This window comes from Streptomyces sp. NPDC001750 (assembly GCF_042892615.1).
GTDB lineage: Bacteria > Actinomycetota > Actinomycetes > Streptomycetales > Streptomycetaceae > Streptomyces.
Map to the genome: position 1 here is coordinate 1 of NZ_JBIAUE010000044.1, position 20651 is coordinate 20651.

The window sequence follows — 20651 nt, forward strand, 5'->3', positions numbered from 1 at the left end:
CCCGCCGCCCTGCGCGTATCTCACCCAACCAGAACTACCGGACCTGGCGCTCAACTGTCAGGCCGATAGCCCGACATCACTCAATCAAGTTCAGTGGCAGCCCTTCGTGGACGGCTGGCGGATCTCCCGAGCCCCCTTCCACTCCCCGCGGTGGACGAGGAAGCGGGGCCGCGCTACGCCGAGTAGCCCTTCGTCGCGATCCACGTCGCCAGCTTCTTCGCGGTCATCGTGTACCGGTGACAACCGAAGGACTTGACCGCGATGTCCTCGATGACGGCGTTGTCACCGCTGCTGGTCGCCGAGGACGCGGCGCGGCTCAGGCCGGCAGCTACCAGATCAGCACCTTGGCCGGCCTGTCCGCCCCCTGTCCCCCCGTAAGCTGCGGCGGTCCGGTAAGCGTGTGCGCGGTAGGGGTTCGTCGTGGTGCAGCCGTTGAAGCAAGGGGATCCGAGTTCCCTGGGTGACTACCGGGTGGTGGGTCGCCTCGGTGAAGGCGGGATGGGGCGGGTCTTCCTGGGGCGTTCACCGAGCGGGCGGTCCGTGGCGATCAAGATGGTGCACGCGTCGCTGGTGCACGAGCCGGAGTTCCGGGCCCGGTTCCGTAGCGAGGTCCAGGCGTCGCGAGCGGTCGGGGGAGCCTTCACCGCCCCGGTGATCGACGCCGACACGGAGGCCGAACAGCCCTGGATGGTCTCCAGCTACATCGCCGGTCCCTCGCTCCACCAGGCGATCGTCGACCAGGGGGCCCTGCCGCCGGTGGCGGTGGCCGCGCTGGCTGCGGGCCTGGCCGAAGCCCTGGTCTCCATCCACCGGGCCGGGCTGGTGCACCGCGATCTGAAGCCCTCCAACGTGCTGCTCGCCGACGACGGCCCACGCGTCATCGACTTCGGTATCGCCCGGGCGTTCGACGCCACCGGCCTCACCAGGACCGGGGTCACCATCGGCTCGGCGGGCTTCATGTCTCCCGAGCAGGTCAACGGCGGCGAGATCACCGCGGCCAGCGATGTCTTCTCCCTGGGCGCAGTGCTGACCTTCACGGCCATCGGCGTTGGTCCGTTCGGCGTGGGGTCGGCGCCCGTCATGCTCTACCGCGTCGTGCACGAGGCCCCGGACCTGCAGGCCGTCCCGGACCCCGCGCTGCGTGCCCTGCTGGCCGACTGTCTGGCCAAGGAACCGGCGCTCCGCCCCACTCCGCAGCAGATCCTCCGGCGGGTGGCCTCGGCCGCTCCCTGGGCCGGGCACATACCGGCGGCCGACCACTCGGCCGCCGGCGGACAGGCCGGCGTGCCCACGCGGCGCGCCACCCTCGCGGAGATGTTCACCCAGTGCAGCGGGAGGCGGCTCTCCTCGTCGGTGGCCTCCGGCGGGCAGTCCCCCGCGCCGGGTGACCCCCGCCGGTCCGTATGCCGCGACGCGACGGCCCCGGGCGCCGCCGGGATCGCAGAGGCGGTGGTTCCGGCCGCTTCCCAGGTTCCGGGCAGCTCTGTCGGAGCCTACGAGAAGGTGGCGGCCCCCGTGGCTCCGTCCCCCACGTCCGGGGCCCGGTCGGCGCCTGGCCCCGCGCCGGTACCTGCGGGGTCCGTGCCCGGGTGCGAGTTCGAACCCGCGTTCAGGTCCGTGCCTGGGGCCGGGTCCGAGCCAGTGCCCGCGGGGCCTCGCCCCGTCGGGGCCTGGCGGCTCGACGAACGTTCCGGAGTACGGGCAATGGACGTCACCGGACGCCACCACGCCACGGCCACGGCGGTCAGGTGGGGTACGGGCCACGATGAGGGCGCCGAATTCAACGGGTTCAGCAGTGAAGTGGCCACCGATTCCGCGGTGATCGATACCGCGCGCGGCAGCTTCACCGTCAGCGCATGGGTCCGGCTCGGTGTGATCCCCCCGCACTTCGTCACTGCGGTCAGCCAGGACGGTGAGGAGACCAGCGGCTTCTACCTCCAGTACTCCTCCGACGAAGGCCGGTGGGCCTTCGCCCGTCCGGATCTGCGCGTCGCTTCGAGGACTGAGCCGGTCGCCGGTGAATGGACCCACCTGACCGGTGTCTGCGACAGCTTCGCCGGGGAGTTGCGTCTCTTCGTGAACGGCGTCCAGGAGGGTTCGGTCCGCGACAGGATCCTGATCGTGTCCGAGGGGCCCTTCGTCATCGGCCGCGCCCGTTACGGCAGGAGGCCGGTGGATCACTTCCCGGGCGGCATCAAGGACGTCATGGTCTTCGACCGTGCTCTCACCGAGGCGGAGATCAGCGGCCTGCTCCGGCCGTGATCCGGCTGGAGCTCCGGCACCGGCGCGCAGGCGCTCGCGTCGGGAGGCCTGGGCGGGGACGGATTCGGGCGATCGGCCTGCCGGCCCGGGGATTCAGGCGGGCAGTTCCCAGATCAGCACCTCGGCCGGGCCCTCCCCGGCCGGGCCCGTCGCCGTCAGCTCCAGACCCGCCTCGCCCGTGATCCGCGCCGCGTCGCCGGGGCGCAGCGTCTCGCCGCCGATCCGGACCGTGCCGGCCACCACGTGGACGTACACCCGTGGCGCGTCCGGGACCGGCGTGCGCACGCCGGGGGCCGGTCGGCGCACGTGCAGCACGGCGCCCGCCGCCGGGAGGGCGTACGGGGTGTCGGCGGCGAGCTCCGGGACGGAGGCGTACGCGGGGTCGCCGCCGGGTCCCAGCGGGGTCAGCCACATCTGGATGAACGTCAGTGGTCCGGGGCCGTCGTTGCGTTCGACGTGGCGGACGCCCGCCGCGGCGCTCAGGTGCTGGAGGCCGCCGGGCCGTACCACCGTGGCGCGGCCGGTCGAGTCGCGGTGGGTCAGTTCGCCCTCGACGACCCAGGTGACGATCTCCGTATGGCTGTGCGGGTGTTCGTCGAAGCCCGCACCGGGGGCCAGCCGTTCCTCGTTGCAGGCCACGACCGGGCCGAAGCGCAGGTTGTCGGGGTCGTAGAAGGTGCCGAAGGAGAAGGCGTGCCGTGTCTCGATGCCGGCCGCCTCGTCCCCGCCCCGGAACCGGTCCTCGGAACGCTGTACGGAGATCACCTGCCCACGGTAGCCCGTCACGGAGTACGGTTCGCTCCGCCGTCCGGATCCCGGTACGGAACCCGGTACGGACCTCGCCCGTCGCGCGGGCCTGCGGCCTCGCGGCCCCGCCGTACGACCCGCACCGCCCCGGCCCTCCGAGCACATGGCCGGATAAGGCAGTCTTGTGTGCGTGTCCCGACCCGATCCTGAGCAGCCCGCTGCGCACGACGCCCACCTGCACGCCGCGACCCTGAAGCGGCTGGAGCAGTCCTCCGGCCGCCTGGCCGCCAACGCGATCGCCCGCATGGACGAGACGCTGCCGTGGTACCGGGCGATGCCCCCGGAGAACCGGTCCTGGATCGGCCTGGTGGCCCAGGCCGGGATCGCGGCGTTCACCGAGTGGTTCCGGCATCCGGAGACCCCGCAGGCGATCTCCACCGATGTGTTCGGCACGGCGCCGCGCGAGCTGACCCGGGCGATCACCCTGCGGCAGACCGTCGAGATGGTGCGCACCACGATCGAGGTCATGGAGGCCGCGATCGAGGAGGTCGCCGCGCCCGGTGACGAGTCGGCGCTGCGCGAGGCGCTGCTCGTGTACGCGCGGGAGATCGCCTTCGCCACCGCCCAGGTGTACGCGCAGGCCGCGGAGGCCCGGGGCGCCTGGGACGCACGGCTGGAATCGCTCGTCGTGAACGCGGTGCTGTCCGGCGAGGCCGACGAGGGCGCCGTGTCGCGTGCCGCGGCGCTCGGCTGGAACTCGCCGGAGCACGTCTGCGTGGTCCTCGGCACGGCCCCGGACGGGGACAGCGAGCTGACCGTGGAGGCGATCCGGCGGGCCGCCCGGCACGCCAAGCTCCAGGTCCTGACCGGGGTGCTGGGCAACCGCCTGGTGGTCATCGCGGGCGGCAGCGACAACCCGTTGCAGGTCGCGAAGGCGCTGATCGGGCCGTACGCGGCGGGGCCGGTCGTCGCCGGTCCGGTGGTCCCCGACCTGCTGGCGGCCACCCGGTCCGCGCAGGCGGCGGCGGCCGGGCTGAAGGCGTGCCGGGCCTGGCAGGACGCGCCGCGCCCGGTGCTCGCCGACGATCTGCTGCCGGAGCGCGCGATGGCGGGTGACCCCGCCGCGCGGGACCAACTGGTGGAGGAGATCTACAGACCGCTGGAGGAAGCGGGGTCCGCCCTGCTGGAGACGCTGAGTGTGTATCTGGAGCAGGCGAGCAGTCTGGAGGGCGCGGCACGCATGCTGTTCGTCCACCCCAACACCGTGCGCTACCGGCTCCGACGTGTGACTGACGTCACCGGATGGTCGCCATCGGATGTCCGCTCGGCGTTCACTCTGCGAATCGCCCTGATCCTGGGGCGCCTGGCCGCTGGGGATACGCAGACCTAGACTTTTGTCGAACGTCAACAATTCCCCCTACGGTTCTTCGTCCCTGTCCTCACGGGCGCGGCGAACCGTTCACAAGAGAGAGTGTGAGGGTGCTCGTACTCGTCGCTCCCGGCCAAGGCGCTCAGACGCCCGGCTTCCTGACCCCCTGGCTCGATCTTCCCGGCGCCGCCGACCGCGTCGCGGCCTGGTCCGAGGCCATCGGGCTCGACCTCGTCCACTACGGCACGAAGGCCGACGCGGAGGAGATCCGCGACACCGCGGTGGCGCAGCCGCTGCTGGTCGCCGCCGGTCTGCTCTCCGCCGCCGCGCTCGACGCCTCGCCCGACATCGTCGCTGGTCACAGCGTGGGTGAGATCACTGCCGCGGCCCTCGCCGGGGTCATCGGCGACGAAGCGGCGCTCCGTCTCGTACGGGCCCGCGGGCTCGCCATGGCCGACGCCGCCGCGATCACCGAGACCGGCATGGCGGCGCTGCTCGGCGGCGAGCCGGAGGTCACGGTCCCGCACCTGGAGAAGCTCGGGCTGACCGCGGCGAACGTCAACGGGGGCGGCCAGATCGTCGCCGCCGGCACCGCGGAGCAGCTGGCCGCGCTGGCCGAGGACAAGCCGGAGGGGGTGCGCCGGGTGGTGCCCCTCAAGGTCGCCGGTGCCTTCCACACGCGCCACATGGCTCCCGCCGTCGAGCGGCTGCGCGAGGCGTCGCTGGAGCTGAAGATCAGCGACCCGACCGTGACGTACGTGTCGAACGCCGACGGCAGGTCCGTGGCGACCGGCGACGAGGTCGTCTCCCGGCTGGTCGGCCAGGTGGCGAACCCGGTCCGCTGGGACCTGTGCATGGAGACCTTCAGGGAGATGGGCGTCACTGCGCTCATCGAGGCGTGCCCCGGCGGCACACTCACGGGTCTCGCCAAGCGCGCCCTGCCCGGTGTGCAGACGCTCGCGCTGAAGACCCCCGACGACCTCGAAGCGGCTCGCGCGCTCCTCATCGAGCACGCGGGCGCCTAAGGAGCCCGAGAGCATGTCGAAGATCAAGCCCGCCCAGGGCGCCCCGTACGCGCGGATCATGGGCGTCGGCGGCTACCGTCCGACCCGTGTCGTGCCCAACGAGGTGATCCTCGAGAAGATCGACTCGTCCGACGAGTGGATCCGCTCGCGCTCCGGCATCGTCACCCGTCACTGGGCGAACGACGAGGAGACCGTCTCCGCGATGTCCGTGGAGGCGGCCGGGAAGGCCCTCGCGGACGCCGGGATCAGCCCGGACCAGGTCGGTGCCGTGGTCGTCTCCACCGTCTCGCACTTCGCACAGACGCCCGCGATCGCCACCGAGATCGCCGACAAGCTGGGCACCGGCAAGGCTGCCGCGTTCGACATCTCGGCGGGCTGCGCCGGCTTCGGCTACGGCCTGACGCTCGCCAAGGGCATGGTCGTCGAGGGCTCGGCGGAGTACGTCGTCGTCATCGGCGTGGAGCGGCTGAGCGACCTGACCGACCTGGAGGACCGGGCGACGGCCTTCCTGTTCGGTGACGGCGCGGGCGCCGTCGTCGTCGGCCCGTCCAAGGAGCCCGCGATCGGCCCGACCGTGTGGGGCTCCGAGGGCGACAAGGCCGGCACGATCAAGCAGACCGTGCCGTGGGACAAGTTCCACACCGGCGACGTCTCCCAGCTGCCGCTCGACTCCCAGGGCAACGTCAAGTTCCCGGCCATCACGCAGGAGGGCCAGGCGGTCTTCCGCTGGGCCGTCTTCGAGATGGCGAAGGTCGCCCAGCAGGCGCTGGACGTGGCCGGGATCAGCCCGGAAGACCTGGACGTCTTCATTCCGCACCAGGCCAACATGCGGATCATCGACTCGATGGTGAAGACCCTCAAGCTGCCGGAGCACGTCACGGTCGCCCGTGACGTGGAGACCACCGGCAATACGTCCGCCGCCTCGATTCCGCTCGCGATGGAGCGGCTTCTGGCGACCGGTCAGGCCAAGAGCGGCGACACCGCGCTCATCATCGGCTTCGGGGCGGGTCTCGTGTACGCCGCGACGGTCGTTACCCTCCCCTAGACACACCAGGCCATTCGGCCCGGACGTCCGAACCCTGCAGAAACATGTGAAGGAGCGCCAACATGGCCGCCACCCAGGAAGAGATCGTCAAGGGTCTCGCCGAGATCGTCAACGAGATCGCCGGTATCCCGGTCGAGGACGTCCAGCTGGACAAGTCCTTCACCGATGACCTGGACGTCGACTCGCTGTCCATGGTCGAGGTCGTCGTCGCCGCCGAGGAGCGCTTCGACGTGAAGATCCCCGACGAGGACGTCAAGAACCTCAAGACGGTCGGTGACGCTGCCGACTACATCCTCAAGCACCAGGGCTGACGGGCCCGTACCTGTGTCGCCACCCGGCGGTGGCGCCGCTGATTCACGACCCTCTACACGTGGAGAAGATTTTCCAGTGAGCTCGACCAATCGCACCGTGGTCGTCACCGGTATCGGCGCAACCACTCCGCTGGGTGGCGACTCGGCGTCGACCTGGGAAGGTCTGATGGCCGGTCGTTCCGGCGTCAAGCCTCTCGAGGGCGAACGTTTCGCTGAACTGCCCGTCCGGATCGCGGCCGTCGCGGCCGTGGACCCGGGCGACGTCCTGCCCCGCCCGCTCGCCCGCAAGCTGGACCGCTCGGCGCAGTTCGCGCTGATCGCGGCCCGCGAGGCGTGGGCGGACGCCGGCTTCACCGGCAAGGCCGGTGAGGACAACTCGGTCCGGCCCGAGCGGCTGGGCGCGGTCGTCGCCTCCGGCATCGGCGGCGTGACCACCCTGCTCGACCAGTACGACGTGCTGAAGGAGAAGGGCGTACGCCGCGTCTCCCCGCACACCGTGCCCATGCTCATGCCGAACGGCCCCGCGGCCAACGTCGGCCTGGAGGTCAACGCCCAGGCCGGTGTGCACACTCCGGTCTCCGCCTGCGCCTCCGGCGCCGAGGCGGTCGGGTACGCCATCGAGATGATCCGTACCGGCCGTGCCGACGTGGTCCTCGCCGGTGGCACCGAGGCCGCGATCCACCCGCTGCCGATCGCCGCGTTCGCCAACATGATGGCGATGTCCAAGAACAACGACGAGCCGCAGAAGGCGTCGCGTCCGTACGACACCGGCCGTGACGGCTTCGTGCTCGGCGAGGGTGCCGGCGTCGTCGTCCTGGAGTCCGCGGAGCACGCCGCGGCGCGCGGCGCCAAGGTCTACTGCGAGGTGCTGGGCCAGGGCCTGTCCGCGGACGCCCACCACATCGCGCAGCCCGAGCCGAGCGGTCGCGGCATCGCCGCCGCGCTGCAGAACCTGCTGGACCAGTCGGACCTCAAGCCGTCCGAGGTCGTGCACCTCAACGCGCACGCCACGTCGACGCCGCAGGGCGACATCGCGGAGCTGAAGGCGCTGCGCAAGATCCTCGGCGACGACCTCGACCACGTCGCGATCTCCGCGACGAAGTCGATGACCGGTCACCTCCTCGGTGGCGCGGGCGGTGTCGAGACCGTGGCCACGGTCCTGGCGCTGCACCACCGCACGGCTCCCCCGACGATCAACGTGGACCACCTCGACGAGGAGGTGGAGGCGGACATCGTGCGCGACGAGCCGCGACCGCTGCCCGAGGGGTCCATCGCCGCGATCAACAACTCGTTCGGGTTCGGCGGCCACAACGTCGTCCTGGCGTTCCGCAGCGTCTGACCCGCGACGGTGTCCGGCCCCGGCCGGGACATACGACGAAGCCCGCCTCCCTCTGTGGGAGGCGGGCTCTCGCGTTGTACGGGTGATCCGAGTTGTACGGGTGGCCGAGGAAACGCACCGTCACGGACCTCCGGAGGGGGCCGCCACGGGCGTGCGCAGGGGCCGTCCGGTCAGGGGCGTCCGGAGCAGCCGTCCCGCCACGGGCGTCCGGAGGAACCGCCTCCGGATCGCCCGGGCGTCACACCACCTGGTGCAGCCACCGCACCGGCGCGCCCTCGCCCGCGTGCCGGAAGGGTTCCAGCTCGTCGTCCCACGGCTTGCCGAGCAGCTTGGCGATCTCTTCCTGCAGATCGCTCTCGCCCCGCATGGACCGCGCCAGCGCCGCGCGCAGCCGGTCCTCGGGCACCAGGATGTCGCCGTGCATGCCGGTGACGGCGTGGAAGATGCCCAGCTCGGGCGTGGAGCTGTAGCGCTCGCCCTCGGTCTTGGGGCTCGGCTCCGCCGTCACCTCGAAGCGCAGCATGTCCCAGCCGCGCAACGCGGAGGCCAGCTTCGACGCGGTGCCCGGCCGGGCCTGCCAGGAGAACTCGGACCGCCAGGTGCCGGGCGCGGCCGGTTGCCGGACCCAGTCCAGCTGCACGCGTACACCGAGGACACCGGCCACCGCCCATTCGACATGGGGACAGAGCGCGCGCGGTGCGGAGTGAACGTACAGGACTCCACGTGTCGTCACCGGGACCTCCAGTGTGGGACGAAGTTCGCCTTCCCCAGCGGCCTCGCGCCCGTACCGTCGCTTCTCGGCCGGATCCCGAGGTTGTCATCAGTAAACAGCATCGGGGTGAATCTCCTGAAAAGGGACAGTATGTGACGTGATGTGATTTACGGAAAGCCACCCGAGTGGAGCCGGGCGTGGGGACGCGCCGCTGGTTCGACGAGGAAAAGCTACCGCGACACGACGCCCGGGGTGTGACGTACGGTCGGTCCGGGCACATCATTCGCCCGGCCTTCGTCCCGCGGGGCACCACCCGGGCCCGCCACCTGGTGCCACCAGGGAATGCCGGGGGCACGACCGAGGGGACCACAGCATGCAGGACCGTTCCGCCCGTCGCCGCCCGCGGATCGCGACCGCCGTCCTGGCGGCGGTCGCGGTGCTGGGCTCCGCCGTGCTGTCGGGCTGCGACTCCGACGGGGACGGCACGGCGGAGGGGGCGGCGGCCGGGAAGCGGAAGCCGCCCGCTGCCGGTCCGGTCTGGGACCGCAGCCCGAAGTCGCTGGCCGCCGTCGGGGATTCCATCACGCGCGGCTTCGATGCCTGTTCGGTGCTGACGGACTGTCCGGAGGTCTCCTGGGCCACCGGCACGGACAACATGGTGCGCAGTCTCGCGGTGCGGCTGCTCGGTGAGCCGGAGGCCGCCGCGCGCAGTTGGAACCACGCCCGGACGGGGGCCAGGATCGCGGAGCTGCCGGAGCAGATGGCGCTGGCCGCGAAGGAGAAGCCGGAGCTAGTGACGGTGATGATCGGGGCCAACGACGCCTGCCGGGACTCGGTCCGGTACATGACGCCGGTGGCCGATTTTCGTTCTTCTTTCGAGACGGCGATGCGCCAGTTGCGCGCCGGGGCGCCCAAGGCGCAGGTGTACGTGTCGAGCGTGCCGGATCTCATGCGGCTCTGGTCGACGGGGCGGGACAAGGAGCTGGTCAAGCGGATCTGGAGCCTGGGGGTCTGCCGGTCGATGCTGAGCGACCCGGACGACATGGGCGCGGAGGCCGTGGCCAGGCGGGCCTCGGTGCAGAAGCGCGTCGTGGCGTACAACGAGGTGCTGCGGGACGTCTGCGCGAAGGACACGCGGTGCCGCTACGACGGCGGGGCGGTCTTCGCGTACCCGTTCACCGGGGCGCAGCTGAGCCAGTGGGACTGGTTCCATCCCGGGCGCGACGGGCAGGCCCGGCTGGCGGAGATCGCGTACCGGAACGTCACGGCGGAGCGGCCTCCGGCCTGAGCCCGGCAGGGGGCGCGGGGCCGGACAGGTGCTCGGGAGGGCGTGCGGGGCGGGTATGTGCGCCGGGCGGGCGCGCGGGCGGCGGTCTTCGCGCCGGGCCTGCGACGCCGCTGCCCATCGTGGGCGAGGTCGTAAGGTTGGCGATCATGGACACGAGTTCGGGCACGGTGGTCCGTGCGGAGGAGTTCGGCACCCTGGCGGACGGCGCCGTCGTGCACCGCTGGACGCTGGAGCGGGACGGCACGCGGGTACGCGTGCTGACGTACGGCGGCATCGTGCAGTCGGTGGAGGTGCCCGACCGGGACGGGGCGCGGGCAGAGGTGGCGCTCGGGCTGCCGGATCCCGCCGGGTACGAGGCGTTCCCCGGTCCGTACATGGGCGCGCTGGTCGGGCGGTACGCGAACCGGATCGGCGGGGCGTGTTTCGAACTGGACGGGCGCACGCACCGGCTCACGCGCAACGAGGGGCGCAATCATGTGCACGGCGGCGCCAGGGGCTTCGACAAGCGCGTGTGGCGGGCGCGGGAGGTCGCCGAGGGTGTGGAGCTCTCCCTGGTCTCGGAGGACGGCGAGGAGGGCTTCCCGGGGCGCCTGACGGTCTCGGCGGCGTACACCCTGGACAAGGGCGGGGCGCTGCGGATCGCGTACCGGGCGACGACGGACGCCCCGACCGTGCTGAACCTGACGAATCACACGTACTGGAACCTCGCGGGCGTCGGCCCGGCCACGGTCGCGGAGGCGAGCACGGACGCCGAGGCCGGCGGCGCCGGGAGCGGCGACGCGCTGCGGCAGGTGCTGCGGATCGCGGCCGGGCGGATCACGCCCGTGGACGGCGAGTCGCTGCCGACGGGCGAGTTCCTGCCGGTGGACGGGACGCGGTTCGACTTCCGCGAGCCGACGACGCTCGGGCCCGGCTACGACCACAACTTCGTGCTGGACGAACCCGGCGCGGGTCCGGCGGCCGAGCTGTACGACCCGGGGTCGGGCCGCTCCCTGACCGTCACCACGACGGAGCCGGGGCTCCAGCTGTACACGGCCGACCACTTCGACGGGCGGCCGTTCGGGCCGTGCGCCGGGATCGCGCTGGAGACGCAGCACTTCCCGGACTCCCCGAACCGGCCCGGGTTCCCGAGCACGGTGCTGCGGCCCGGCGAGGAGTTCGTGTCGACGACGGTGTACGGGTTCGGGGTGCGCTGAGAGCCTGCCGGGTGGCCTTCGACCGGGCGGCCACGCCTGTCGGAGGCCACCCGGCAGTCCCTGAGCCCCGCAGCGGGGCCGGGTGCCGCTCCGGGGCCGGTCTCGCGCGGACGGGAGCGGTCCGCGGGCCCGCGCACCGGGACCGCCCGGGGCGCGGGCGTGCCGGAACGGATTCCGCTACGCGTCGATGTCCACGGCGGCCGTCAGGCGTACGTCGTCGAGGGAGTGGGCCGCCCGCACCTCGTACCTGCCGGGGACGAAGTGCCAGTCGTACGCCTCCTCGTCCCAGATCTCGTACGCGCGCCGGTCGACCGGGATCACCACCTCGACCGACTCGCCCGGCGCGGCCTCGGCACGTGCGAAACCGGCGAGCCGGCGGGCGGGGCGGTCGGCGGTGCGGCGGTGCGGGGCGACGTAGACCTGGACGGTCTCGGCGCCGGGGCGGGTGCCGGTGTTGCGGAGGCGGACGGTGACGCGCTCCGGGGCGGCCGTCAGGCCCTCGTACTCCCAGGTGGTGTAGCCGAGCCCGTGGCCGAACGGGTACGCGGGCGTGGTCCCGGCCCGGTCCCAGGCCCGGTAGCCGACGAAGACGCCCTCGTCGTAGTGGAGTTCGCCGTCGGTGGGGGTGGTGTTCGAGACCGGGACGTCGGCGAGCGCGACGGGCCAGGTGGTGGGCAGGCGCCCGCCCGGCTCCTCGGCGCCGAGCAGCACGTCGGCCAGGGCGTGGCCGGCCTCCTGGCCGGGGAACCAGCCGAGCAGCACCGCGGCGACCTCGTCGCGCCACGGGAGCTCGACCGGGGAACCCGAGTTGACGATCACGACCGTGTGCGGGTTGACCGCGGCCACGGCCCTGACCAGGTCGTCCTGGTGGCCGGGGAGCTTCAGGGAGGTGCGGTCGAAGCCCTCGGACTCGACGCGTTCGGTGGTGCCGACGACGACGACCGCCGCGTCCGCCGTACGGGCCGCCTCGACGGCCTCGGCGATCAGTTCGGCCGGTTCGCGGCGCGGGCCGAGGTGGCAGAAGGAGAACGAGACGCCGGGGATGGCCGCGTCGTCGCCCAGGGTGTCGGGGACCTGCCGCAGCGAGACCTCGACGGGCTCGCCCGCGGTGAGGACGGTCCGGCCGCGCTCCAGCGGGTTGCCGAAGAAAGCCTCGCCGGGGTCGGCGGAGCCGGTGACCCGGTGCACCTCGTCGTACAGGGTCTCGCCCGCGACGGTGAGGCGGAACGCCCCGGTGCCGCGGGTGCCGAAGACGTGCTCGCCGCTGTCGCGCGGGACGAAGGTGCCGGTGATCTCGACGCTGTGCAGCGTCTCGCGGGTGACGCCCCGGGGCAGGTCGTCGCCGATCCACTGCACGGTGCCGTCGTGCAGTGGGGCCGCGGCGAGGACGGCACCGGAGGCGTCGTAGCACACGGCCCTGAGCTGGAAACCCTTCTCGGCGGGGACGAGTTCGTCGTTCGGGTCCGCGCCGACGCGGTAGTCGAGGGCGCCCTCGGGAAGGGCGGCGGCGAGGCCGTCCAGCGGTGCGACGACATGGTGCGGGAAGACCTGGGCGGAGCCGCCGCCGAGGACCCGGGCGTCCCGGGCGAGCGCCCCGCTGAGCGCCACCTTGCGGACGGCCGCCGGATCGAGGGGCAGCGCGGCGCGGCCGGTGCTCGCGACGGGCTCGTTGCGCACCAGGACGAAGGAGCGGCGGGCGATCTCGCGGGCCAGCGCGTCCCCGTCGACGGGCTCGGGCCGGTCGGCCGGGGCGACGGCGGGCGGCGCGCCGTCCAGGACGCCGACCCGGGCGGCGAGCCGCAGTACGTTGCGCACCGCCCCGTCGACGACGGACTCCTCGACCTCCCCGGCCCGTACGGCGTCGGCCAGCGCCTTGCCGTACACGGTCTTCGGCCCCGGCATGGCGACGTCGAGTCCGCCGCGGACGGCGGCGACGGTGGAGCGGGCGGCCAGCCAGTCGGAGACGATGTAGCCGTCGAAGCCCCATTCGCCGCGCAGCACCGCGTTCTGGAGGTAGCGGTGCTCGGTCATGGTGGAGCCGTTGACCCGGTTGTAGGCGGACATGATGCCCCACGGGTGGGCGTTCTTGACGATGCGTTCGAACGGGGCGAGGTAGATCTCGCGCAGGGCGCGCGGCGAGACCACGTTGTCGACGGTGAAGCGGTCGGTCTCGGCGTCGTTGGCGACGAAGTGCTTGACGGTGGTGCCGACGCCGCCGTCCTGCACGCCGCGCACGTAACCGGTGCCGATCTCGCCGGTGAGGTACGGGTCCTCGCTGTACGCCTCGAAGTGGCGCCCGCCGAGCGGGGAGCGGTGGAGGTTCACGGTCGGGGCGAGGAGGACGTGCACCCCCTTGCGGTGGGCCTCCTGGGCGAGCAGCCGGCCGGCCCGGCGGGCGAGGTCCGGGTCCCAGGTCGCGGCGAGCGCGGTGGGCGAGGGCAGCGCGACGGACGGGTCGTCGGCGCTCCAGGCGACCCCCCGGACGCCGATGGGCCCGTCGGACATCACCAGGGAGCGCAGCCCGACGGCGGGGAGCGCCGGCAGCGACCACATGTCCTGTCCGGCCAGCAGCCGGGTCTTGTCGTCGATGTCGAGGGCGGCCAGCGCCTTCTCGACCGCGGCCTCCCGGGCCGCGTCGGAGTGGATGGGGGCGGACGCGTCTGCCACGGCCGTACCTCTCGTCGATGTCCTGATAGTGCCGTTTTCCATCCTGACCCGCCGACCGGTTGAGCAGTAGGTTTCGTTACTTTTCCGTAATTTACGGGAATGGCGTACGGTCCTCGGGACGGGACCGGCGCGCCGGGGCGGACATATCGGCATGGATATCCGCGACGGGTGCCGGGGACGGGCGCAGCACCGAAAGGGGCCGGGGCGATGGCGCGGGCCAGGAGCGCGGAGCGGCGGGCGGAGATTCTCCGTGCCGCGTTCGAGGTGATCGCCGAGCGCGGATACCGCGGCGCCTCGCTGAACACCGTCGCCGAGCGGGTCGGCCTCAGCCAGCAGGGGCTGCTGCACTACTTCCCGACCAAGGAGGCGCTGCTCATCGCCGTACTGGAGGAGCGCGACCAGTGGGACCCCGGCGGCACCACCCGCAACGAGGGCACCTGGCGGACCGAACTGCTCGACTCGCTCGTGGAGTACAACGCGATGCGACCCGGGATCGTCCAGACGTTCTCGGCACTGCTCGGCGAGAGCGTGACGGAGGGCCACCCGGCCCGGGAGTTCTTCACCGTCCGCTACACGCAGGCCCGCGCGACCATGGCGGCGATGCTGCGCGCGGAGTTCGGCGAGCGACTGCCGGGCGGGCTGACGCCCGAGCGCGCGGCGCCGCTACTGGTGGCGGTGATGGACGGGCTCCAGTACCAGTGGCTGCTGGATCCGGACACGGTGGACATGCCCGCCGCGTTCCGGGACTTCCTGGCGCTGCTGCGTCCGGCGCGGCCGGACGGCGGGGAGAACGACCGGCGATAGCACGGCGCGTCAATTCGTCGGCTTGACAAGGTAGTTGGGCCACACCTGCGGGTGATTTCCGGGCGGCTCGCACACGTTCGGGACGAGGGACGGACCAGGGTGGGCGCATGACTTCCGAATCCACCGGACTCTCCTGCGGCACGCCGTCCGATCCGGCCTCGGCCCCGGCTTCCCGCGGTCCGTCGTCGGCCGAGCCGCCCTCCCGCCGCCGTGTGATCGCGGGTGCCGCGGCCGGCGCCGCCGCGCTTGCCGCGGCCGCCGGTCCCGCGAGTGCCGCCGCCCCCGCCGCCGCCGTGCACGCCGAGTCCGGCACCGCGCTCGCGGCGGCCGGATCGGACTGGGCCACCTGCCTGGACGTCGCCCGCGCCATCCTGGTGCGGGGCGAGGACGACCGGTCGCTGATCCCGCACTACAAGGACGTCCTGCTGTCCAAGGGTCTGCCGCGCGGCCGCAAGCCCCCCAAGAAGGTGCTGGTCGTCGGCGCGGGCCCGGCCGGGCTGACCGCCGCCCGGCTGCTCCGCGAGGCCGGGCACACCGTCACCGTGATCGAGGCGAACGGCAACCGCGTCGGCGGCCGTGTCAAAACGTTCCGCCGGGGCGGCCACGAGCACGCGAGGGCACCGTTCGCCGACCCGAAGCAGTACGCCGAGGCCGGCGCGATGCGGATCCCGGACAGCCACCCGCTGGTCACCGGGCTCATCGACGGGCTCGGGCTGAAGCGCCGCCGCTTCCATCTGGTCGACGTCGACGCCGGGGGCCGCCCGGTCAATCACACCTGGATCAGCGTCAACGGCATCCGGATGCGCAAGGCGGACTACGCGGCCCGGCCACGCGCGATCAACCGCTCGTTCGGCGTCCCGGCACCCTTCGAAGACAAGCCCGCCGCCACGATCCTGCGGGAGGCGTTCGCGCCCGTACGGAAGGAGTTCGAGGGCAAGGAGGGCCGCGCCCTCGTCGAGGGCTGGGCGCGGGTCGTCCAGCGCTACGGGCACTGGTCGATGTTCCGCTTCCTGACCGAGGCGGCCAAGCTCGACGAGCGCACCGTCGACCTCGTCGGCACGGTCGAGAACCTCACCTCGCGCCTCCACCTCTCCTTCGTGCACAGCTTCATCGGGGCATCGCTGATCAGCCCGGACACGGCGTTCTTCGAACTGCCGGGCGGCACCGGCACGCTCGCCGACGCGATGTACGAGAAGGTCGGGGACCTGGTGCGGCTGGACCGCCGGGCCACCCGGATCAGCCACGGGAAGAACGGTGTCCGGATCGAGACGATCTCCGAGGGCCGCGACGGCAGACCGCTGGTGCGCGAGACGTTCACCGGCGACCGGGCCATCGTCACCGTGCCGTTCTCCGGGCTGCGCCACATCCCCGTCAGCCCCCTGCTGTCGTACGGGAAGCGGCGCGCGATCACCGAGATCCACTACGACGCGGCGACCAAGGTGCTGCTCGAATTCAGCCGCCGCTGGTGGGAGTTCGAGGAGAAGGACTGGAAGAGGGAGCTGGACCGGATCAGGCCCGGCCTGTACGACGCCTACCGGCTGGGAAGGGCACCGGCCGACGGCTCGCTGCTGGGCGCCCACCCGTCGGTGCCCTCCGGCCACCTCCCGCCCAACCAGAAGGTGCACTACGCGGCGTACCGGGCCACCGCCCGCAACCAGCCCGAGGCGGCGCACGTCATCGGCGGCGGATCGGTCACCGACAACCCCAACCGCTTCGTCTTCCAGCCGTCGCACCCGGTCGAGGGCAGCGCGGGCGGCGTGGTCCTCGCCTCGTACAGCTGGGCCGACGACGCGCTGAAGTGGGACTCCCTGGACGACGACGAGCGCTACCCGCACGCGCTGGGCGGCGTCCAGGACGTGTACGGGCAGCGCGTCGAGGTCTTCTACACGGGCGTCGGCGCCACCCAGTCGTGGATGCGTGACCCGTACGCGTACGGCGAGGCGTCGGTGCTGCTCCCGGGCCAGCACACCGAACTGCTCTCCCACGTACGGTCCGTCGAGGGTCCGCTGCACTTCGCGGGCTGCCACACCTCGGTGAAGCCCGCCTGGATCGAGGGGGCCCTGGAGTCGGCGGTCAGGACCGCGCTGGAGGTGCACACCGCCTGACCGGCCCGGGGTGGTCCCCGGGCGGGTCCGGGACCGCCCGGCCGGCCCGGAACGGCGGCCCCGGGCGGCCCTCTCCCGTCAGCCCCGGCCGGGGGTGTACGGGGCGGGTGCCGCCCCGGGGCCCGCGCCCCCGTCCTCGTTCCTCTCCTCGTCCGCGCCGCCCTTGCCGTCGCCGTCGTCCTCGGGCGCCACCAGGTCCCGCGCCAGCAGGGTGGCCCCGGCGACGGCGCCCGGCATCAGGAACACGGCGACGAACGGAACGAGGAAGGCCAGCCCCAACGGCACGCCGAAGCCGAGGGCCAGCATGCGGCGGCCGCGCAGCAGGACGAGCCGGTCCTTCAGGACCATGCCGCGCCGCTGGAGCGCGACGGACGTGAGCTCCTCGGAGAGGAAGTAGCCGGTGACGCAGAAGCCGATCACCGGGACCACGGTCTGCCCGATCACCGGCACGAATCCGAAGGCGAACAGCAGCAGCGAGTACAGCCCCACCCGCACCAGGATCCGGACGCTGTCGACGGCGGAGATCCACAGGTCCCGCCACAGCGGCAGTCCGGACTCGGGGGCGTCACCGCCCTCCGTGCGGTCGACCTCCTCGGACAGGGACTCGTAGAAGGGCTGGCCGACCAGCAGCGTCACGGCGGTGAACGTGATCACGGCGAGGAAGAGACCGAAGGCGAAGACCAGCACGGTCAGGGTGTTGCGGAGCAGCCCGAGCCACGGCGAGGACCAGTCGTCGGCGAACGGGGTCGCCCACGCCACCAGGTCGTCGGCGCCGTAGCCGAGAGCGACCAGGGCCGCCGCGTACAGGACGAGGGTGATGAGTCCGGGCAGCAGTCCGAACCCGAACCAGCGGCCGTGCCGGCCGACCCATCGCTGCCCCGCCACCAAGTAACCGAAACCCGCCCCGAGATCACGCATGGCGTCAGCGTACTGGTGGCCGGACGGGCCGCACCCCCCGCCCGGGAGTGCGGCCCGTCCGTCGTACCGGCCGTCACGCACGGCCGTCCGGCGGGGTCAGGCGACCGACAGGTCCACCTTGATGTTGCCGCGCGTCGCGTTCGAGTACGGGCACACCTGGTGGGCCTTCTCGACGAGCGAACGCGCCGTCGCCGCATCGACGTTGGGGATGGACGCGCTGATCGCGACCTCCAGGCCGAAGCCGCCCTCGGCGGTCTTGCCGATGGACACCGCGGCGGTCACCGTGGAGCCGGAGATGTCGGCCTTCTCCTGACGGGCCACGACGCCGAGCGCGCCCTGGAAGCAGGCGCTGTAACCGGCGGCGAAGAGCTGCTCCGGGTTGGTGCCCGCGCCGCTCCCGCCCATGGACCTGGGCGGGTTGACGACGACGTCGAGGTTGCCGTCGTCGGACGAGACCCGGCCGTCGCGGCCGTTCTCGGCGGTGGCGACGGCGGTGTAGAGAACGTCGATGTCGTGAATGGTCATTCCGAGAATTCCTCCTGCTGTGCGCCGCGACTCGCGCCCACGGTCGCGGCGGTCCGGATCGAGCCCGATGCCCTCATGGCATGGCCCGTGCCTGCGGGGTGCACCGGAGCACCCGTCAGACGAGGGAGACGATCATCTTTCCGGTGTTCTCGCCGCGCAGCAGGCCGAGGAAGGCGTCGAAGCCGTTCTCGATGCCCTCGACGACGGTCTCGCGGTACTTCAGTTCGCCCGAGGCCAGCCATCCGGCGACGTCCTCGACGAACCGCGGCTGGAGCTCGTCGTGGTCGCTCACGAGCATGCCCTGGATGCGCAGCCGCTTGCCGATGATCAGGGCGAGGTTGCGCGGGGCGGGGGTCGGCTCGGTGGCGTTGTACTGGGCGATCATGCCGCAGGCGGTGACCCGGCCGTGCACGTGGAGGGAGGAGATCGCCGCCTCCAGGTGCTCGCCGCCGACATTGTCGAAGTAGACGTCGATGCCGTCGGGAGCGGCCCGGCGCAGCTGTTCGTCGACCGGGCCGTCCTTGTAGTTGAAGGCCACGTCGAAGCCGTACTCCTCCACGAGGAGCCGGACCTTCTCGTCGGAACCGGCCGAGCCGATGACCCGCGAGGCGCCCTTGATCCGCGCCATCTGCCCGACCTGGCTGCCCACCGCGCCGGCCGCGCCGGAGACGAACACGGCGTCGCCCGGCCTGAACGAGGCGACCTCGAAGAGTCCCGCGTACGCGGTGAGGCCGGGCATGCCGAGCACGCCCAGGTAGGCGGAGAGCGGGGCGAGCGACGCGTCGACCTTCACCGCGTGCTTCGCCGGGACCTCCGCGTACTCCCGCCAGCCGAGGCCGTGCAGCACGTGGTCGCCGACCGCGAAGCCCGGCGCGTCCGAGGCGATGACCTCGCCGACCGCGCCGCCGTCCATGGGGCGGTCGAGCGCGAAGGGCGGGGTGTACGACTTCACGTCGTTCATCCGTCCCCTCATGTACGGGTCGACCGAGAAGTACAGATTGCGGACGAGGACGCGGCCCTCGCCGGGAGCGGCGACCGGGGCCTCCCGCAGCGCGAGGTCCTCGGCCTTCGGCCAGCCGTGCGGGCGGGCGACGAGGTGCCATTCACGGCCGGTCGTGGGAAGTGCTGCGGACATGGGCTCGGGTTCTCCTCAATGCCTCACGGGATGGGGAAGGCTTCGTCCCGGGGCCGGTGGGCCGCGGGAGCGAAATTACTTCAGGACGTGAAACAACGATGCTCCTGAATATTTCATGTTGTCAAGTAACCGGCTATCCTGGACCCCATGGCCACCACCCGTTCAGACCCTCTGACCCTCGAAGTCGTCGAGCTCATCGGCACCATCGTGGCGCGCTACTACGAGGAGTACGACGAGGCCGCGGCCGCCCACTCGCTCACCGGCGCCCAGGCGCGCGTCCTCGGGCTGCTCGCCCTGGAGCCGATGCCGATGCGCCGGATCGCCCAGAAGCTGAAGTGCGAGCCGTCGAACGTCACCGGGATCGTCGACCGGCTGGAGTCGCGCGGTCTGGTGGAGCGCCGTCCGGATCCGGCCGACCGCCGGGTGAAGCTGGCCGCCCCGACGGAGCGGGGTACGCGCACGGCACGGGAGCTGCGCGACTCGCTCTCCTTCGCGCGGGAGCCGCTGGCCGAGCTGTCGGACGCGGACCGGACGATGCTGCGAGACCTGCTGCGGCGGATGCTGGGCGAGGCGGGCCCCGCGACCGTGGCACCGTCGGCCCCATGAACACTCCGGTCCCGTTCGGTCCCCGCGAGTTCCAGCTCGTCCTGTTGCGCCGGATGGCCGATCATCAGCCCGGTCTCGTCGAGGAGGCCCGGCGGGAGCTGGGCGCCTCGACCGCCGAGATGCGGGAGGCGAACCGCCGCTGGCAGGCCATGGTGCGGGCGCCCCGGGGGCGGGGCGCGCTGCGCCGTTACCGTTCGGTCCTGGGCGAGCCCGAGTCGGCGGCGCGCCGTCGGATCGGCGATCTGGAGTGCGAGGCGCTGCGGTGGCCGGTGCCGCTCTGGCCGGAGCTGCGGTTCGAGGTGATGGTCGCGCCGAACGGGGCCGTGTGGAACGAGTGGCTGGTCAGGGCAGCGGGGGCGGCGGGCCCCGAGCTGCGCGCGGTCGAGGATCTGCGTCCCTGGTCGGCCACGGTGGACGAGGTGGCGCGGGCCTTCCCGCCGACTCGTCCGATGGAGGGCGGGGCGCCGACCCGGTGGGCGCTCGCGATCACCGCGCCGGGGACGGGCGAACGCCGTGTCGCCGAATTCACCTGGGGGCTGTTCCAGCGGCTGCTGCCCGGGTGAGCCCGGTCCGGGGGCGCCCGGGAGGGGGCGGGCA

General features: G+C 72.5%; 18 protein-coding genes. 12 read left to right on the forward strand and 6 right to left on the reverse strand.

Annotation, left to right across the window (positions count from 1 at the left end):
* Positions 1 to 420: 420 nt before the first annotated feature.
* Complete coding sequence (locus ACFYY6_RS35695; RefSeq protein WP_389197373.1) at positions 421 to 2262, forward strand: LamG-like jellyroll fold domain-containing protein; 1842 nt, start codon at positions 421 to 423, stop codon at positions 2260 to 2262.
* 93 nt (positions 2263 to 2355) lie between these two features.
* Here ACFYY6_RS35695 and ACFYY6_RS35700 read toward each other — a convergent pair whose 3' ends face one another.
* Positions 2356 to 3027, reverse strand: a complete 672-nt coding sequence (locus ACFYY6_RS35700) for a pirin family protein (RefSeq protein WP_351519915.1) — start codon at positions 3025 to 3027, stop codon at positions 2356 to 2358.
* A 172-nt stretch (positions 3028 to 3199) separates the two neighbouring features.
* Here ACFYY6_RS35700 and ACFYY6_RS35705 point away from each other — a divergent pair, with 172 nt between their 5' ends.
* The 5 genes from ACFYY6_RS35705 to fabF all read left to right on the forward strand — a co-directional run bounded on the left by ACFYY6_RS35705 (position 3200) and on the right by fabF (position 8098).
* Positions 3200 to 4399, forward strand: coding sequence for a helix-turn-helix domain-containing protein (locus ACFYY6_RS35705; protein WP_351519913.1), 1200 nt, complete (start codon positions 3200 to 3202; stop codon positions 4397 to 4399).
* 89 nt (positions 4400 to 4488) lie between these two features.
* Positions 4489 to 5403: an ACP S-malonyltransferase gene (locus ACFYY6_RS35710; RefSeq protein ID WP_351519942.1), complete on the forward strand. Its 915-nt coding sequence runs from the start codon at positions 4489 to 4491 to the stop codon at positions 5401 to 5403.
* Between the two features lie 13 nt (positions 5404 to 5416).
* Entirely contained in the window at positions 5417 to 6448 is a 1032-nt protein-coding gene (locus ACFYY6_RS35715; protein ID WP_351630923.1) for a ketoacyl-ACP synthase III, read from the forward strand.
* 62 nt (positions 6449 to 6510) lie between these two features.
* Positions 6511 to 6759 carry an acyl carrier protein gene (locus ACFYY6_RS35720; protein WP_072483507.1) on the forward strand — a complete coding sequence of 83 codons (249 nt, stop codon included), beginning with the start codon at positions 6511 to 6513 and terminating at the stop codon, positions 6757 to 6759.
* 76 nt (positions 6760 to 6835) lie between these two features.
* Positions 6836 to 8098 (forward strand): beta-ketoacyl-ACP synthase II, encoded by a 1263-nt coding sequence (fabF, locus tag ACFYY6_RS35725; RefSeq protein ID WP_351630926.1) that lies wholly within the window; start codon positions 6836 to 6838, stop codon positions 8096 to 8098.
* Between the two features lie 238 nt (positions 8099 to 8336).
* On the opposite strand, the gene ACFYY6_RS35730 is transcribed toward fabF, so the two are convergent.
* Complete coding sequence (locus ACFYY6_RS35730) at positions 8337 to 8831, reverse strand: DUF3145 domain-containing protein (RefSeq protein WP_351519908.1); 495 nt, start codon at positions 8829 to 8831, stop codon at positions 8337 to 8339.
* 352 nt (positions 8832 to 9183) lie between these two features.
* Here ACFYY6_RS35730 and ACFYY6_RS35735 point away from each other — a divergent pair, with 352 nt between their 5' ends.
* Positions 9184 to 10098, forward strand: coding sequence for an SGNH/GDSL hydrolase family protein (locus ACFYY6_RS35735; RefSeq protein WP_388650896.1), 915 nt, complete (start codon positions 9184 to 9186; stop codon positions 10096 to 10098).
* A 146-nt stretch (positions 10099 to 10244) separates the two neighbouring features.
* The gene (locus tag ACFYY6_RS35740; RefSeq protein ID WP_351519904.1) at positions 10245 to 11294 is read left to right on the forward strand and encodes an aldose epimerase family protein; all 1050 of its coding nucleotides are present in this window, start codon (positions 10245 to 10247) and stop codon (positions 11292 to 11294) included.
* A gap of 177 nt (positions 11295 to 11471) precedes the next feature.
* Here the strand turns inward: ACFYY6_RS35740 and ACFYY6_RS35745 are convergent, their stop codons facing one another.
* Positions 11472 to 13961 carry a glycoside hydrolase family 3 C-terminal domain-containing protein gene (locus ACFYY6_RS35745; protein ID WP_351519903.1) on the reverse strand — a complete coding sequence of 830 codons (2490 nt, stop codon included), beginning with the start codon at positions 13959 to 13961 and terminating at the stop codon, positions 11472 to 11474.
* A 207-nt stretch (positions 13962 to 14168) separates the two neighbouring features.
* Between ACFYY6_RS35745 and ACFYY6_RS35750 the strand changes: the two genes are divergently transcribed.
* Both ACFYY6_RS35750 and ACFYY6_RS35755 read left to right on the forward strand, forming a co-directional pair.
* Positions 14169 to 14765 carry a TetR/AcrR family transcriptional regulator gene (locus tag ACFYY6_RS35750; RefSeq protein ID WP_351519901.1) on the forward strand — a complete coding sequence of 199 codons (597 nt, stop codon included), beginning with the start codon at positions 14169 to 14171 and terminating at the stop codon, positions 14763 to 14765.
* Positions 14766 to 14872: 107 nt separating this feature from the next.
* Positions 14873 to 16870 carry a flavin monoamine oxidase family protein gene (locus ACFYY6_RS35755; RefSeq protein WP_386607310.1) on the forward strand — a complete coding sequence of 666 codons (1998 nt, stop codon included), beginning with the start codon at positions 14873 to 14875 and terminating at the stop codon, positions 16868 to 16870.
* A 78-nt stretch (positions 16871 to 16948) separates the two neighbouring features.
* Here the strand turns inward: ACFYY6_RS35755 and ACFYY6_RS35760 are convergent, their stop codons facing one another.
* From ACFYY6_RS35760 to ACFYY6_RS35770, 3 genes are all read right to left on the reverse strand, one after another.
* Positions 16949 to 17788: an EI24 domain-containing protein gene (locus tag ACFYY6_RS35760; RefSeq protein ID WP_351519899.1), complete on the reverse strand. Its 840-nt coding sequence runs from the start codon at positions 17786 to 17788 to the stop codon at positions 16949 to 16951.
* A gap of 96 nt (positions 17789 to 17884) precedes the next feature.
* The gene (locus ACFYY6_RS35765; protein ID WP_351519898.1) at positions 17885 to 18313 is read right to left on the reverse strand and encodes an organic hydroperoxide resistance protein; all 429 of its coding nucleotides are present in this window, start codon (positions 18311 to 18313) and stop codon (positions 17885 to 17887) included.
* A gap of 115 nt (positions 18314 to 18428) precedes the next feature.
* Complete coding sequence (locus ACFYY6_RS35770; RefSeq protein WP_351519897.1) at positions 18429 to 19448, reverse strand: NADP-dependent oxidoreductase; 1020 nt, start codon at positions 19446 to 19448, stop codon at positions 18429 to 18431.
* A 147-nt stretch (positions 19449 to 19595) separates the two neighbouring features.
* On the opposite strand from ACFYY6_RS35770, the gene ACFYY6_RS35775 reads away from it, so the two are divergent.
* Entirely contained in the window at positions 19596 to 20054 is a 459-nt protein-coding gene (locus ACFYY6_RS35775) for a MarR family winged helix-turn-helix transcriptional regulator (RefSeq protein WP_389197377.1), read from the forward strand.
* On the forward strand, positions 20051 to 20617 hold the full coding sequence (locus ACFYY6_RS35780) for a hypothetical protein (RefSeq protein WP_351519894.1): 567 nt from the start codon (positions 20051 to 20053) through the stop codon (positions 20615 to 20617). The genes ACFYY6_RS35775 and ACFYY6_RS35780 overlap by 4 nt, the downstream gene beginning before the upstream one ends.
* Positions 20618 to 20651: the final 34 nt, after the last annotated feature.